General features: G+C 45.6%; 10 protein-coding genes. All 10 read right to left on the bottom strand.

Annotated features, from left to right (window positions below; genetic code table 11):
• Positions 1-315: 315 nt before the first annotated feature.
• Positions 316-483 carry a hypothetical protein gene (locus tag H5336_RS19300; RefSeq protein WP_185236101.1) on the bottom strand — a complete coding sequence of 56 codons (168 nt, stop codon included), beginning with the start codon at positions 481-483 and terminating at the stop codon, positions 316-318.
• 166 nt (positions 484-649) lie between these two features.
• Positions 650-1,006, bottom strand: a complete 357-nt coding sequence (locus H5336_RS19295; protein ID WP_185236104.1) for a hypothetical protein — start codon at positions 1,004-1,006, stop codon at positions 650-652.
• Positions 1,007-1,446: 440 nt separating this feature from the next.
• Positions 1,447-1,668 (bottom strand): hypothetical protein, encoded by a 222-nt coding sequence (locus tag H5336_RS19285; protein ID WP_185236102.1) that lies wholly within the window; start codon positions 1,666-1,668, stop codon positions 1,447-1,449.
• A gap of 15 nt (positions 1,669-1,683) precedes the next feature.
• Complete coding sequence (locus H5336_RS19280; RefSeq protein WP_185236101.1) at positions 1,684-1,851, bottom strand: hypothetical protein; 168 nt, start codon at positions 1,849-1,851, stop codon at positions 1,684-1,686.
• Between the two features lie 137 nt (positions 1,852-1,988).
• Positions 1,989-2,384, bottom strand: coding sequence for a hypothetical protein (locus H5336_RS19275; protein ID WP_185236100.1), 396 nt, complete (start codon positions 2,382-2,384; stop codon positions 1,989-1,991).
• A complete protein-coding gene (locus H5336_RS19270; protein ID WP_185236099.1) occupies positions 2,381-13,162 on the bottom strand; it encodes an RHS repeat-associated core domain-containing protein in 10,782 nt (3,593 codons plus the stop codon). Before H5336_RS19270 ends, H5336_RS19275 begins: the two co-directional genes overlap by 4 nt.
• 299 nt (positions 13,163-13,461) lie before the next feature.
• Positions 13,462-13,959: a type II secretion system protein gene (locus tag H5336_RS19265; protein ID WP_185236098.1), complete on the bottom strand. Its 498-nt coding sequence runs from the start codon at positions 13,957-13,959 to the stop codon at positions 13,462-13,464.
• Complete coding sequence (gene gspG / locus H5336_RS19260) at positions 13,940-14,368, bottom strand: type II secretion system major pseudopilin GspG (RefSeq protein ID WP_185236097.1); 429 nt, start codon at positions 14,366-14,368, stop codon at positions 13,940-13,942. Before gspG ends, H5336_RS19265 begins: the two co-directional genes overlap by 20 nt.
• Before the next feature lie 23 nt (positions 14,369-14,391).
• Complete coding sequence (locus tag H5336_RS19255; RefSeq protein ID WP_185236096.1) at positions 14,392-14,784, bottom strand: type II secretion system protein; 393 nt, start codon at positions 14,782-14,784, stop codon at positions 14,392-14,394.
• A gap of 5 nt (positions 14,785-14,789) precedes the next feature.
• Positions 14,790-15,275, bottom strand: coding sequence for a type II secretion system protein (locus H5336_RS19250; RefSeq protein WP_185236095.1), 486 nt, complete (start codon positions 15,273-15,275; stop codon positions 14,790-14,792).
• Positions 15,276-15,279 lie beyond the last annotated feature (4 nt).

Genomic DNA, 15,279 nt, shown 5'->3' with positions numbered 1-15,279 from the left:
TTACGGCATTTTTGGTCGACCACGACCACGATATTCCACGCTAACCCCCGTATGCCGCTCCACTTTGGCGATAAAAGCGTATTTTTCACGCGCGCTTACACTATCACCCACATACGTTAGATAAACCGCTAGACACTCCGTAACGGTTGAGCCTAGCGATAAAAAAGCAATCATCCAAACCCAATAACAGGGTTTGGGGGGCAGGCCTTAGATTTCACATCCTGCACTTTTGTGTCAAACCATCCTTAATGTCAAATGTAAGGCCTGACCCCATTAGTTCCTCCATTAGTTCAAAGTCATTTGTAATGTCACCTATTATTCATCAATGAAGATTGCCGGAGTCTGACGTTTTCCATCAGCATCTCTAAGGTTAATATTGTAGTGTGGCTGATTGGCATGACGACCTTTCTCATGAATATTTGAACTTGTAGGATCCTTGGTATTTATCAAGTCACCACGATAGGTATTAGCAGGATCGCGCATTCCTGGCGACACATTATTTGGCCCAGGTCTCAACTCCTCCATATAAGGTTTGGGGGTCAGGCCTTAAATTTCACATCCTGCACTTTTGTTTCAAACCATTATTAATGTCAAATGTAAGGCCTGACCCCCTTAGCTTTTCTTTGTAACATTACTGCATCAACAAAACTCAATCATTGGCATTGTATAGATCATGCAGACCAATTACCTCAGGATCGTTTAGTATTTGTTCTTTCTCACCGTTATAAGTCAAGACCAACCTACCTTTATCCTCTCCATCCTCAATAGCTCTAGCTCCATCAATTACGGATAACAAACCAAAAATAGCTTCATCAACAGCATCCTTAACAATACTTCCCACTTTACTTCGGTCGTCATCCGACAAAGCGTTAAACCAATCGGATCGAACTTGCTCTGCTTCTGGCACGCGCCTGCCTGGAGGATCTTCTAAGTTTTCAATCGTGTCTTCAATTGCACTTTCACGTACGACCCGCTTAATAATTGTTATAAATTTCTCGCTATCCATTTTGCCTGCCTATTTAGTAAATGCACCCGGTGAGGTTTCTTTATTAAGTCGAATCAAATTTTGCAAAGCACTATTTGGCGCATTCGTGTGCTGCCTCATATCCTTAATGTCCTTAGCCAACAAGTCACGAGCATTTCCACTATATGTTCCCTTGATCGTAGGTATACGTTTATGCTCTCTAGAAGGCAATGCAATTGATGGGCCAGTCTTCGGATCATACCCATCAATGATCTGCCCAGCGGGATGTTTTTGGGTCGCATGGTGTATGTCAAGTTTATCGCCAACAGCCGAACGTTTTTGCAAGTCATTAGAATCGCCGACTTCATACTTTGCAACCCCAGCAGCCCTATCCCGCAAGGTTTGGGGGTCAGGCCTTAAATTTCACATCCTGCACTTTTGTGTCAAACCATCCTTAATGTCAAATGTAAGGCCTGACCCCCTTAGTTCTTTAAACTCATCCTGCCAGATTGCCAACACCAACCTTCACCGTTATCCACCTCGTCAATTGGATCAAATTCAACACTAAAACAATAAGCACCGACTTTTCCAGTTATATAGATGGACATAATTAGTAGCGCAGTCTGCTCTAACGGCTGCCGAAAAACACAGACAGCACCACGAGATCCACGAGCAATATAATTTTCAATTTCTTCCAAAGTCATTTGTAATGTCACCTATTATTCATCAATGAAGATTGCCGGAGTCTGACGTTTTCCATCAGCATCTCTAAGGTTAATATTGTAGTGTGGCTGATTGGCATGACGACCTTTCTCATGAATATTTGAACTTGTAGGATCCTTGGTATTTATCAAGTCACCACGATAGGTATTAGCAGGATCGCGCATTCCTGGCGACACATTATTTGGCCCAGGTCTCAACTCCTCCATATAAGGTTTGGGGGTCAGGCCTTAAATTTCACATCCTGCACTTTTGTTTCAAACCATTATTAATGTCAAATGTAAGGCCTGACCCCCTTAGCTTTTTAGTTACCTTGAGCAGAAACTTCTATATTTTCACACCTTATATTTAGATTAACCCAATCGCCACCTTTAACTTTCGAATCACCCGACTCAATCATTATTAGGCAATCTTGGGATAAACGTAGATAAGCCATGCCATCCTCCTCAACAGATTCAACCTCACCACTCATGAGTGTAGAGTTACCCTCAATGGATATTGAATATCGCCCTTTGTTTGCGTTATTTCTACTTTTCACCTGGTCTATAGAGCTCTCAATGTCAATTTCAACATCGTACTCATAGTTTTTAATAGGTTCCTTTTCGCCAACCCATATTGCGATACCATCCCCTATGCTTGATTTGAAATATACAACCACATTACCATCGATAGTTTCAAAGTTGATTATTTTAATCTTCACTGGGGAATCCTCTGCAATACATTTTCTACTTTATCGTCGTGCCAGGTTTCTTGGTGGTAATGAAGTTTATTTGGCTTACTATTCATTTCATGCTCACCAAACCTAATACTTCTCTTACCATCTGCCGACCAAATTCGATCAGGATCTGGAAGCCCATCTCTAGGGTCTATATTTGTTTGCTTATCACCTAAGAAGTTATCCCACTCATCAGTTGCGTTTTTCTGCTTTACAGCCTTACCACTCTTAGTTTCTACTTCAGGGCGGTCATAGCCTCTACTCTTTGTAACCCCAGCAGCCCTATCCCGAGCAGCCTTATTAAGATCACCAGCTGCTCCCATTTGCTTAATCATGGGATTACTAGGCGCGTTTAAATTCTCCTTGAGCTTTTTCAGCTGAGTACCAACGGCTCCTGACGCCTCTTTAGCAATCTTTAGTCCCGTCTTACCGGCTTCAGCTACCGTTGGCCCCATCCTAAGAAAAGGCTTTAGCGGTCCTCCAGCTAGCGCATCAATACCAGACCCACCCCAAGCTGAGTTTAAATTTTGCCACGCTTTTGCATCACCACGACTCACGCCTTGCGCGGTACTAACCGCCCCCTCATAAGCTGCAATACCTAACTCAGCCCTAGCGTCACGAGAAGTCGCCAGGGTCTTAATACCCTGACCAATTGCGATTAGCGATTGTTTTGTTTGGCTCAGGTTATGCCTAGAATCACTTACTACACCGTATTCACTAAACTCTGCTCCAAAATACTCTAGGTTTGTAGCGACGCCACTGATTGCGGCGTCAGCACTCAAATTAGCCATTCCAGATCCGGCGCCAAGGAGACTTAGCCCCTTAGCTCCTAATTCAGAGAAAGTTGCTACTGTGTGTCCAAGCACACCACCTTGGTACTGCCTCATTTCAAGTGCATGGGACATAGCGCTGTCTGATGCGTCAGCAAATCGCTGAGTCAATTCGGCGAGAAATGGAGCTTCACCTGTTAGATCCACCCAAACCGTAGGATTCCCATAAGCATACAAATACCGATGCAAACTAGGCGGGGTATTAACGTCCCCCTCCCACGGATCATGGCTTAAGAACCGCCCGGTATCCGGGTCATAAAATCGCGCCTTGGCATACAACAGCCCACTCTCGGTATCTTCCTCATACCCGGTAAAGGCAAAACGGTTCCAGGAACTACCCACTTCGTTTCGTTTATTACCCCAGGCGTCGTACTGGTAGCGCGCCTGAATAGCACCATTTTCGTTGGCAAGGTTTACCACACTGTTAAGTGCATCGGTGAGATAGAACTGGGTGCCTTCGGTTGTATGAGAAAGGCTTAACAAGCGGTTGGGGCCGTATTCGTACTTGGCCTGTGTGGTGTTGGTTTCGTTGTACTGCAACAGTACAGACTGGTCGTCGTAGGTGTAGCGTTCAGTTCCTCTATCGCCAATTTTTTCGGTACGCAGGCTCTGGGCATCGTAAAGGAACTGCCCAACTGAAGAGCCACCCACTTGCACCTTACGTAGGTTGTGGCGCGCATCGTAAATAAACTCGGTAGTTTCACCCGCTTTGGTTTTAGTGATTTGGTTACCGGCCAAATCGTAGCCGTATACAATGCTTTGGCCTGCATCCAAATTGTCGGCAATATCGGTTAGTTGGTTACGGCCGTTGTAGTTATAGGTGCGGTCTAACTGTGGTGTACCGTCGTTATTCAGCACATGTTCTTCGCTGGTACGGTTGTAGCTATCGTCGTAACCGTAGGTGGCGGTTATATCGGGGTACTCAACACGCTCTAAACGGTCAATTAAGTCGTACCCATAGGCGGTTGTTTCCGCATCTCCACCGTTGGTTTCTATTTGTTGTGTTCGGTTACCGTTATTGTCGTAGCGGTATTCAAAACGGCTAACAAGCGCGTTGTTTTGTTTGTTTTCAATGGAGGAAACGCGGCCTGATGGGTTATACCGGTAACCACTGGTGATAGACGCGGGGTAGGTAACCTTCTTGATCTGGCTATCGCGGTAATAGTCGTAGTGGGTAATGCCTGAGCTATTGGTTACGGTGTTTACACGGTTTAAATCGTCATAACTGTAAACGGTAACAACCTTGTCTGGGTCGATAATACGCAGCCGGTTGCCGTTATTGTCGTAGCGATACTCGGTGGTTTTACCAAAGGCATCAGTATATAAATCGTTGCGGTCGAAACCGTCGTAGCCCCACTGGTAGGTTTTGGTGCCTAGAGTATCGTAGGTTTCAACGACATCGGTGATGTTGTTATTGTTGTCGTAGGTGGTTGCTACGGTTTCGACCTGCCCGTTAAGTGCTGAAGCAACACGGGCATAGGTGCGCAGTATTTCACGGTTAAGGTTGTCGTAGTTGAACTGGGTTGTTTGGCCGTTGGCATCGGTCATGTCTTTGAGGTTACCATTGGCATCGTATAAGTCGTAGGTAACCGTCGCGTCATCTTCGTCGTAGGTGATTTGCGTTCTACGGTTCAGTTCGTCATAGAAGAACGTGGTTATGTTGCCTTCGCCATCGGTTTGGGTTTCGAGCGTATTGTTGTCGTGGTAGGTGTAGGCGGTATTACCCACGGTTGCGTTGGTGCCAATGGTTTCTAGCCGGTTGGTGGTATCGTAGGTGTAGGTCCATTCACCACCCTCTGGGGTCGTTTTTTCCCATAACTGACCATCATCGTAATAGGTATAATTTGTACGCACCATTTCGCCGTCTGAATTTACGTGGTCTTGGTAATCCAGCCAGTTACGCAAGCCGTAGCCGCTCTTCGTTTCGACACCCTCGGGGTTTTGTACATAGACCCGGTTCCCCAGGGTATCGTATTTAAAATGCGTAATGGCGGCATGCGGGTGAGAAGCCCGAATTTGTAGCCCACGCGGGTCATAATAGAAACTGCTGGTATTCTCTTCGGCATCGGTTTCGAGAATAACGTTATTTTCACCGTCGTAGCTACGCTCGCGTAAAATGGGTATGGCCTGCTTTTCAATTCGTTCTACACGGTTATTTTCATCATAGTAGGTAACTGTTTCAACACCGCGACGGTTCGTAGCGCTGTTTTGATTGTTGTTATGGTCGTAGCCGAACACTTCTGTATAGCTTGTTGGGTTGCCTTCAGCGTCTGGCACCTCGGGGTAGGTAATTTCCCGTAGTCGGTTTAAATCGTCGTACGCGTAGTATGTTGTGTTTTCTAGGCGGTCTTTAACCACCGTGCGGTTTCCAACTTTATCGTAGGTATATTCTTCGTATTGCTGCTCGAAAGGCGCTGGATCGTAGGCGCGCCACAGACGGTTTAAAAAGTCGTAATCGTATTCCCGTTCGTTACCGGCGTAGTCGCGGGTTCTTTCAACATTACCATAGACATCGTACGCGTTTTCGGTATAGCGCTTATCGTGTAAGGTTTCGGTTTTTAAACGGTTGAGAAGGTCATAATTATAGGTTGTGGTATGCCCTTCGGCGTTGGTGGCCGTGTTAGGGTTGCCGTCATTGTCGTAGGTGCGCGATTCAATATTCCCGAGAAGGTCTTTTTTGAGGGTTAAACGGTGTAAGTCATCATAAACATATTCAACGAGATTACCGTTTGGCAATAATTCAGATTTAAGCGAACCGATTTTATAGTGGGTGTATGCGGATTTAATGTCTTGTTCTTCACCCTCAACATAGCCTTTTATGGTGGTAGAAAGCTGACGATTAAGCGGGTCGTAAGTATGGGTTGTTAAGTAACCCCTACGGTCGGTTTGAGACAACAAATTACCAACGGCATCGTAGTGGAATGTACGAGGGTATATAGGTGTAACACCACTTTTATGCGCATTTAAATATGCGTCTGCTTCTTCTTCAACACGGTTTAAAACAGAATACTTGCGCGTTAATACACCATTATTACCATCGATTTCAGCGATTAGGTTGCCATTTTTGTCATAGGCAAAGCCTAAGGAGCGCCCCTCCTCTTCAATTTGGTTAACTCTGCGATTTAGCTCATCATACTCATAGCGTGTTTCATTGAGTTCCGCATCTATTTGTGTGCGCAAATTGCCATTATGGTCGTACTGATAATACGTAGTTACTAGCGCGGGCCCACCGCTAATTTCTGTGCGTTCTTTTCTGTTGTATGAATCGTAGTGGTGGGTGGTGACACGGTCTGAAGTGACATATGCTGTTTTAAGGTTGCCAACACCGTCGTACGATTGTGTGATTGTTCTGTTTTCTGGGCCGGTGATGTTGGTTAAGCGATTGGCGAGGTCATAGCCGTAAGTGGTTAGGCTACCCTCTCTAAAGCTTGTTTCTGTTTTTAGATTGCCGGCTTCGTCATAGGTGAAGGTACGGGTTTTTTCGTCTGCATTTGTTTCTGTCCACACCCTGTTTTCATCGTAGTATGTCCAGGTAGTGGTCTTACCTTCTTCGTCGGTTTCAGTGAGCTTATTACCGTTTTGGTCGTAGGTAAATGTTTTGTGGCTAGGCTGCCCCTGCGCTATTGGGTTCTGAATGTAAATGAGGTTGTTGAGGCCATCGTAAAAGTATTCAGTTAAGTAGCGATTATCATTTTCGTGTGAGCTGCGAGCATCGCGAACATGCGTTTTAAGCCCTAAAGCGTTCCATGTTTGATTAGTGGTTTTAACGTCTGCATTTATTTTTGCCTTTACGTTGCCATAATCATCATAGGTATAGCGTGTGTAGTTGCCATTTTTGTCGATTGAAACGAGCTTATCGCCATTTGAGTCATAACCAAAATGTTCGGTAAAAGTACCTACGGGTATATGAAGCCCATCTGGCAGGTACTCTTCTTTAGACGTTTTTACTTGAACAGCCGGGTATTCAATAACTTCCAGGTTACCCCGAGAATCGTAGACGTAGGAGGTTTTCTCCCCATTTCGGTCGATACGAAATTGCAACCGGTTTTTAATGCTGCTTCCAAATGTAGGCCAGTATCGCGAAACTATTTCGGCGTTAGGTACACCGCCGATTTTTTCGCTAATGGTGTTACCAGCATCATCGTAGGCGTAAATGGTTTGAACACCATTTTCGTCTATCATAGAACGCATTTCAATATCGTCAGTGAAGTCCCACAGGATTTCTTTTGTACCTGCCGGGCTCACGATACGCTCAGGTGCACCATAGCGGTTCATGTAATAGGTGGTTTGCGCACCTTCACGTGGGCCATTAACAACGGTGGATATTGACTGGCGAGTATCTAAACCTCGGTAGTCAAAGGTAATCTCTCCACCTTCGGGCTTGGTAATTTTTGCAACGCTCGATATGCGCTCAATACTCTCTGTACCAAGGTGGTTAATTGGAACGGTATTCACTTCAGTATCATAAGTTGTTGGTTTAGACCTGAAGTCAATAATTTGGTGTATAGCGGCTCGCTCTGTACGCGCATCTAAATTCGTTATACCGCTATCGTCAAAGTATTCCGACTGACTTGTAATCTTGTAGGTATAATTTTCGGTTCGCGTATTTAGGCCCGTTGTTGGAAGGGGTTGCGTTGGGTACCCAGTATAAGTAGCCGCTGTTAGTCGCCCCTGCTCGTCGTAACCATAACTTACATCAATAAGTACGTTTGCAGGCTCCGCTTCTGGGTTACAATTTTGTCCCGGCACACAGACGTAGCTACGGGAAACAATTGGTCCTTGCTGGTCTAGGAATACAGGGTTTTGATAATCTTGATAGGTGAAATGCAGTTTGTGAAGACCATTTTCTACTGCTGTTAACTTGGCGTGCCTATTAGCCGCTGGATCGTAAGCCAACTTGGTTACGTTACCGTTAGCATCGGTTATGGTTTCCAAATACCAGGTTTTGCGCGGGCCGAAGTTATATTTAGCATAATGATAACGGTTGCCGCTTTTGCTGAAGAAGTCGTAACCATCTAAAGTCTCAACTAGCGCTCCGTGATACCCCTTTTGCGGCACCCACTGACCATTTTCCTTTGTAAAAGTTTGACCGCCACCTTCACCTCCAGCAACGGTTAGGCCACCACAGGCTGAACGCATGATTTTCGAATCGTAACTATGGTTCCACCCCATACCCATACGTCCAACACTTTTTGATGTACTGGAATAGGTACGATTTAGGCTTATCGGTACACCACGACCCGGTAGCTGTATATCAGAACGGGAGATTGAAAGGCTTCCATCGAACAGATCGACGTTTTCGTAGTTTGCGTGTGCTAATGGTAGTGAGTTCACTATACGTGATGCGATAGAGATCGCACCCATACGTTCTTCTGTTGCCCGCTCACCGGCGGGGTCTTCCGCGATAATTTTGTAGGTAAAGAAACCCACACCGAGATCCAGCACAGGAACCACAACATGATGTGTGCCTCGGGGATACGACGTTGAGCTTTCGAGTGTTTCTACGACGGTGCTAGATTCCCCGTTGTAGACCTCTATCGTAATATTGACATCCCGCGTGAGGCTAAAACGAATAGCACCCGCCCCCGAACACGTTGTTTCATTCGCGATGTCGGAATGAATAAAACTATAAACAAATGGATTACGAAAATCCAATGCGCCATACCCGAACTGTTCAACATCTTCGGTGTATAGTTCGAAACTACCGACGTAGTCGATAATGGTATCCACATCAAATTCAAGTTCAACTTTATCCGATTCTATATGTTGCTCTGTACCAAAAAAGAAATGACCGGAAGCAAGGTACTCTTTGGTAAAATCAAAACCAATGCCGCGCGGCAAAAAGGTTGATACCTTTCTTGGGCTTTGCCAGAAATTCGGCGGAATAGCGCCACCTTCGTAAGTACTTTCTGGTGGCAGTGTTGGGTCAAATATGCCTGAATTAAAGTAGAATAACTGCCCTTCTTGCTCAACAATAATGTCAGCAAACTGTTCCACCGTTGACCATGGCTTAACGCTAAACCCTATTTCGAACCCCTCGCGTACACTACCGCCGCTTTGGTCAGAAATGCTCGATAGCTCAACGGGGATTGGGCCTGGATCGATAAATTTTAGATCTATGTGTTTTGGACCAGAGTAATCCGAATGCTTTGTTCCGCCCTGGAGAAGATTAATAACGCTTCCCCCTACGGCGGAGGACGCAAGAAAATCGTAGGTAATTCGAGATATACCATCGCCGTGCTGAATATCAAAATTGAGTATTTCGGCTTGTGTTTCACCGTCTAAAGAAGAGTAATTCTCTGGGCTGACAACATAAGGGTCTAGGGATAGTGCGTCTGCAATATAAAAATCTACGCCAGTTTTAACTGCTTCCAGTGTTAGGTTGGGAGCGCCTTCGGATGGTTGCCAATATACGGTAATTAAACGATCACGCGATACTTTTGATACCTCAACGTAATCGATACTGCCGTATACAGTGCTGGGGCTCGAATAGAATACCTGAAGCTCACCTGGCTCAGGTTGGCTGGCGGGGATATCAAGAATTTGAGAAATTCCCCCGGACGCAATCAGTACGGGAAAAGTATAGCCACCATCGGTACTTCTTCCTACAAGAGGAATAATCGCCGCTCCTTCTGCGTTACTGGAGAGTACAATGTTGGCCGATCCACAGGTTCGCAGCGATACTGCCGTTTGATCACAGGCTTCATGCCTAAGATTGTATATGTCGTAGTCTATAAACAACATTGGGTCTGTGACCGTACTACTGGGATGAACATACCCTGCTGCCAACTCTGGCGTTAATGTTGATACTTCGATTCCAAGATTCGAAATCGGGTTGTCAAATGCATCTACCACTACAACGGAAAAGGGGTGAGCCATTCGCCATTCCAGGCTAGCTGGATATCGCGTATCTCTAACTTCAAACCCCGTTGCGTTATTAAATATTCGGGCAGGCTCTCCTGGTGTGGCAAAAAGAGTAAAAGGCTCTAGGGGGCGAATTTCACCGTCTTCAACATTGACGGCAATGTCTATTAGAATTTTACTGACTCGTGTGTAGTGTTGCTGTGCTTCGCCTTCGTCGTCTAATAGTGCATAGCTATGATTACCGAGGGTCGACTTTGGGTAATAAAAATCTTCAATGCGGGCAATACCAAGTGAATCCGTATGCGCTACCGTGGTGAGAGTTCCACTTTCGGGATCATTACTTCCGAATAAGCCACCTCCAGCGGTAATGGTGAAGGTGACCTGTGCGTTATGCACCCTGGCACCATCTTTATCTTCAACAATAACGCGTAGCGGCTCTTCTATTTGTGTGTTTACGGTACTCCACTGGTTGTCAGTAGCAGGGACTAAGTAAACACTCTCTGCAGCAAGAGCATCTAGATTTATACGGCCTTCATACGGTTGGGCCAGGGCATTAGCGATGTCTTCAGGCCAGTTGGTTGGAATGACAGCGGAATTACCGCCGGCAATTCCACCAGATAAAAAGTACCCTGCACCACCTGTAACACTGTCTTTTACCCGCCAGCCAGACCCTGTCCACGCATCAACCTGTATTGGGCCTATAGGCACAGTAACCTGGTACCCCAATGAAACCCATTGCGCTATGTCGGCCAGCACTGCATCGCTGTGATTCAAAGAAGGTAATTGAGACTCAATATTTCCGCTATTAAGCGATAACACCGTTTGCCCGGTTTCAACAGCGGTAGCAATTACTTTATCGGCAGAGACACTATTAACATTGAAGCTCTGCTCTAAAAGACGGTGCTCCCAGTAAGAACCTTCCAGTGCGGAGAGTTCCATCCAATTAGCGCTTGCTAGGGAATTTTCGGTTTTTGAAAATGTGCGCACGTTCCGCAGAGCCGCATCGAGGGTTACGCCCTGCCAATTTAATTGTTGCGGAAGATCGAAAACTCTTACGATTTCGACATCATTGCTTACAAACGTTACGGAGGGTACAGGCCTTATGATTTTTCGGTGTGCAAGATTCGCGAGCAACTCATCGCTATTATCCCATGCATGTAAGTATCGGCGGGCCAGTTGCGACAGTATGCGCGCGGCATCGTATTCAGTGTCTGCATCTGATTCAGCGCTATCTCCTTCGTTTTGAACTTTTTGTGCGCTGATCGCAGCCGCATGATACGAGCCGGCGACAATGTGTTTTTTAATTCGCTCTTCATAGCCTGGCCCCTTAATAACTAGCTCAATTAGGTGGTCATTACCCATGGGCAGAGCATGCGTACCGGTAGCGATTACTACGCCGTTAACCTTAATTTGAGGACGCAGGTCAATCAAGTATGCGGGCGTTGATCCCAAACCGCCAAAACTGTGAACGACGTTTTGAGATTCTGCAGAACCCGGTAAATAGGATAAGGTTACTCTCTGGTCATCTAAGGAAGAAAGGGGTACGCGTTTTTCGATTAAGGAAGCATCGGTGTTGCTTTGTCCCTGGTACACTTTGAATGTCACCCAATGTCGAAGTTCATCAGCCAACTGAGCTTGCTCTGACAACACACCAACAACGGCTGCAGGCGCGCTATTTGGCAAGTAGCCGCTTTCTACTTCAGTTATAACAACTTCACTCAAGTGAGTGTCTAGCTTTTCGGTACCACCTGCTTCAGCGATATAGCTTTGCAAATTTTGTGTAATTTGAGTTGTGATACTGTTTGTTTGAATTGCAGTGAAGTAATTGTCAGCTAAGGCCCCAAGATCGATCTGCGAGTCACTTAATAGTTGTCCAGCTGGCCTATATGTCACACCCTTTACTGCTGGAAACAACGGCAACCAGGTTTTCCCTGAAGCATCAACGGAAACACCGCGATAATTCGCGTATGGAACAAAGGCCGAAACCCATGTATGTTCCAACTGAATTGCAGCAATTCTGCCACCTCGAATGATTGCAGAACTTGGAATACCCGCAGCCCTGATAGCTTTGGAAATTTCGGTAGGGTCTTGAATACCCAGTTGCAGCTGAAATGCCTCAACAGGAAGTTCAATCACACCGTGAACATAGCGAGACGGAATTCCGGAGGCGCGCAACAAGCTAATGAGCAGTGAGCTTTGATCGGTACTGTTCCCGGCTTCTTTTAGGAGCGTATTTTCAGCCCCCTGCATTGCACCGAAATAGTATTCGTTCGAAACAGTGTTTCGTACGTGGTTGTAGATTTTTACCGGGTCATAGGAAAGGGACTTAGCGAGCGCTAAGACTTTTTCACTGAAATTTACATCGCCATTTTCAACGAGATCTTCTGTTTCGACTGACGGGAACGAGCCTTGTAAGTAGCTTGGCTGGATTGTGGTTGACAAATCTGGCGTACCGGCACTAACCACTGAATCGCGAACAGGCAGCGTTGTTGCGCGCAAAATCGGGGTGTCGCCATTCGAGATAAGCTTGGTTAGCGTATCTACAGAGCTAGCGAGGTCATACACTTCGGAACTGTTCGAATAAAGCGCGAAAAACTCTGCATCACTATCGCGTAAAAGCAAGCTACTAAGGGGGTCAAGCAATGCCTTTGCGGTCTTTAGATAGCTTGCTTTGTAGGCTAAAGCCCGCTGTTTAACGGATTCACTTGCACCATTTTTTTCCAGCTTGGCTAAAGTTTTATCTAATCGGCCCAAATAAAGTAGATGCTGAGCTTCGAACTGGTAAAACGCGTTTTCGACGAAAGTCAAGTTACTGTTTTTAAAATCCCACAGATATTCGACTTGTTCGAAAAGGTCTTTTTCGCTCCACTGTAGTGTTTTGTCTAAAGTGGATACAAGGACTGACAAGCTTGCCGTCAGTTCGGAAGCTGCCGTACTTTTAGGTAGCGTTTGATAATTGGCCCCGGGATTCGTGAAAACTTTGGCTTCTTGCTGGTCACCGCGAATGAATGATTCAAGCGGCGTAAGTTTTAGCACAGAGCTTTGCGGTTCTTTGAGTTCATCTGCCACCACGAATGTAGAGGTGCTGAACAACAAAACCATAAAGCAAATAAAAGGTACTACTAACCTGATTTTTAAAGCAGGCACAACAAAAAAACAGTACATCACTTAGTCCACAAGGTAGAAATTATTATTTCAAGTCTTTCCCTTTACTAAAGCACTACTATGTGCTCACTCAAATCCAATCCGTTAGGGCGCAACAAACTTTTACATTTTTAAACTATCTTTTATATATCTAACAAGACTAAATCTGGTTGCGACTCAAACAATTAGGATATAAATAATACAAGATAGGCCTGATATATGCACTAGTTTATTTGTTGTGGGAAGGTCTTTTTAGGGCTAAAAATAAAGTGCCATTGACTATAAGTTTCGCCGGCACCCTGCAACGTTACCCCTACAGGGAAGTGATTGCGCTTAAAAGTTTTTTTTGTGGAGGTACTCTTAATACCGACTATTTGATCGAGGTCATTTGTAATTGTTTCCCAATCACAATCCCCTTTACAAAAAGGGTCTGGATAGCGTGACCTTAAGTGAACTTTGTGGGGAAATCGTGGATCTTTTAGCAATAATTCTAAAGACGAAGGGTATGAAGCCGAGCCGCCCGATTCATAATAGCTCTTGATAGCCTGGTGATATTGAAGCCCGCGATAAAGCAACTCCGATTCTTTCTCTCGCGCGAACTCCGTAGACACAAACCTGTTTACGACAAAAGCCGTTATAGCGCTTACGGCTATCAGGCCTAGTACAAAACTGTATGTGAAACCAGCCTCTCGCTGCATATGATTACTGCCAGCTAACGACATCCTCCCCATCTCCACTACCACCTTCAACCTTATCGGCACCGAAGGAAAGAATTTCGTACCCGCCATTCCTGCCGGGGGTTCGATAAACGTAGGGCTGCCCCCAAGGATCAAATGGAATGTCTTTCTTGAGGTAAGGCCCCTGCCATGCGTCAAGATTACTTGGCTTATTTCGCAGTGCAGCTAGCCCTTCTTGCGTACTGGGGAAAACGCCATTATCGACATAATAAGCGTCCAACGCGCTCATGAAGTTTTCCATCTGAGCAGCTGCCACTGATGTTTTTGCAGGGTTAATGCGCTTGTATAACGTTGGCCCCACCAACGCAGCCAATAGCCCCACGATTACCAGTACAATCAGCAGTTCCATTAATGTGAAACCTAAACTATTATTTTTACTGGGTTTATTCTTCATGCTTTTTACCTTTTTATACTCTTTTACCAGTCGCTGTAGTGGGACCCATCTAAGGCCTGCTCTTCGGAAGAACTTTTGATATCGTAAACACCGCTATGGCCCGCCTCTTCGGCTTCTATTTCGATCCAACTTGAATAGCTCTTCGCAATTGGATCGTAAGGTAGTGTTCTCAGGTATTTATCAGATACCAACACTTCCATGGTGGATGGATAATCACCTTTATCCACGAAATACTCGTCGATAGCTTTTCGAGTAACCGTCAAATTTTGTTTTAACGTTGATTCATTGGCTCTTTCTATTGCGCTATACACTATTGGTGTGGCCAAGCTCGCGAGCAATGCGATGAGCACCAATACTAGGAGTATTTCAATTAGCGTAAATCCATCCCGGCGTTGCGCAATATTAACAGAAGTCATCGATCTCACCACGTACGGTATTCGCTGCCGTCAATGGCCACCCTATCGTGTACCACACGGACATCATATACATCATCACCACTCCATGACCCTTCCGGATCGTCTTCATACCCTCTTACCTCCCAGTGATCCTCTACATCGACACCAGGCTCCCTGAAGGGGTCTTTGGGGATTCGCCTCAAAAAATAAAGCACTTGCCCCTCTGCGGAAGTATCTTCAACTCCGAGGTATAAATATTCGAGACTTTTTGGATAACAGTTTCTGCTCGCTTCATCGGTTGCGGAAGCAATCTCTCCCTCCATACAAGCTGTATGAAACATGTCAATAGCGGTACGAATGGATCGTAATGCGTAGCGCAATTCCGTTTCTTGACTGCGCTGCTTTGTCAACTTTGCATAAGGAAATACAGCACCAGCAAGGATCGATAGAATAACCAGACTGACCAACATTTCGACAAGTGTTAACCCCAGCAACGCTTTTCCACTCGGCATACTT

Origin of the sequence: Teredinibacter franksiae (assembly GCF_014218805.1) — a bacterium.
Taxonomy (GTDB): Bacteria; Pseudomonadota; Gammaproteobacteria; order Pseudomonadales; family Cellvibrionaceae; genus Teredinibacter; species Teredinibacter franksiae.
Note: the sequence above shows the minus strand (reverse complement) of the source record. Positions and strands in the feature narration are given on the sequence as shown.

What these genes read in the sequence shown, in the direction of transcription:
- H5336_RS19300 (WP_185236101.1), bottom strand. Translation starts at nt 483, where the DNA reads ATGCGCGATCCTGCTAATACCTATCGTGGTGACTTGATAAATACCAAG.
- H5336_RS19295 (WP_185236104.1), bottom strand. Translation starts at nt 1,006, where the DNA reads ATGGATAGCGAGAAATTTATAACAATTATTAAGCGGGTCGTACGTGAA.
- H5336_RS19285 (WP_185236102.1), bottom strand. Translation starts at nt 1,668, where the DNA reads ATGACTTTGGAAGAAATTGAAAATTATATTGCTCGTGGATCTCGTGGT.
- H5336_RS19280 (WP_185236101.1), bottom strand. Translation starts at nt 1,851, where the DNA reads ATGCGCGATCCTGCTAATACCTATCGTGGTGACTTGATAAATACCAAG.
- H5336_RS19265 (WP_185236098.1), bottom strand. Translation starts at nt 13,959, where the DNA reads ATGTCGTTAGCTGGCAGTAATCATATGCAGCGAGAGGCTGGTTTCACA.
- gspG (WP_185236097.1), bottom strand. Translation starts at nt 14,368, where the DNA reads ATGAAGAATAAACCCAGTAAAAATAATAGTTTAGGTTTCACATTAATG.
- H5336_RS19255 (WP_185236096.1), bottom strand. Translation starts at nt 14,784, where the DNA reads ATGACTTCTGTTAATATTGCGCAACGCCGGGATGGATTTACGCTAATT.
- H5336_RS19250 (WP_185236095.1), bottom strand. Translation starts at nt 15,275, where the DNA reads ATGCCGAGTGGAAAAGCGTTGCTGGGGTTAACACTTGTCGAAATGTTG.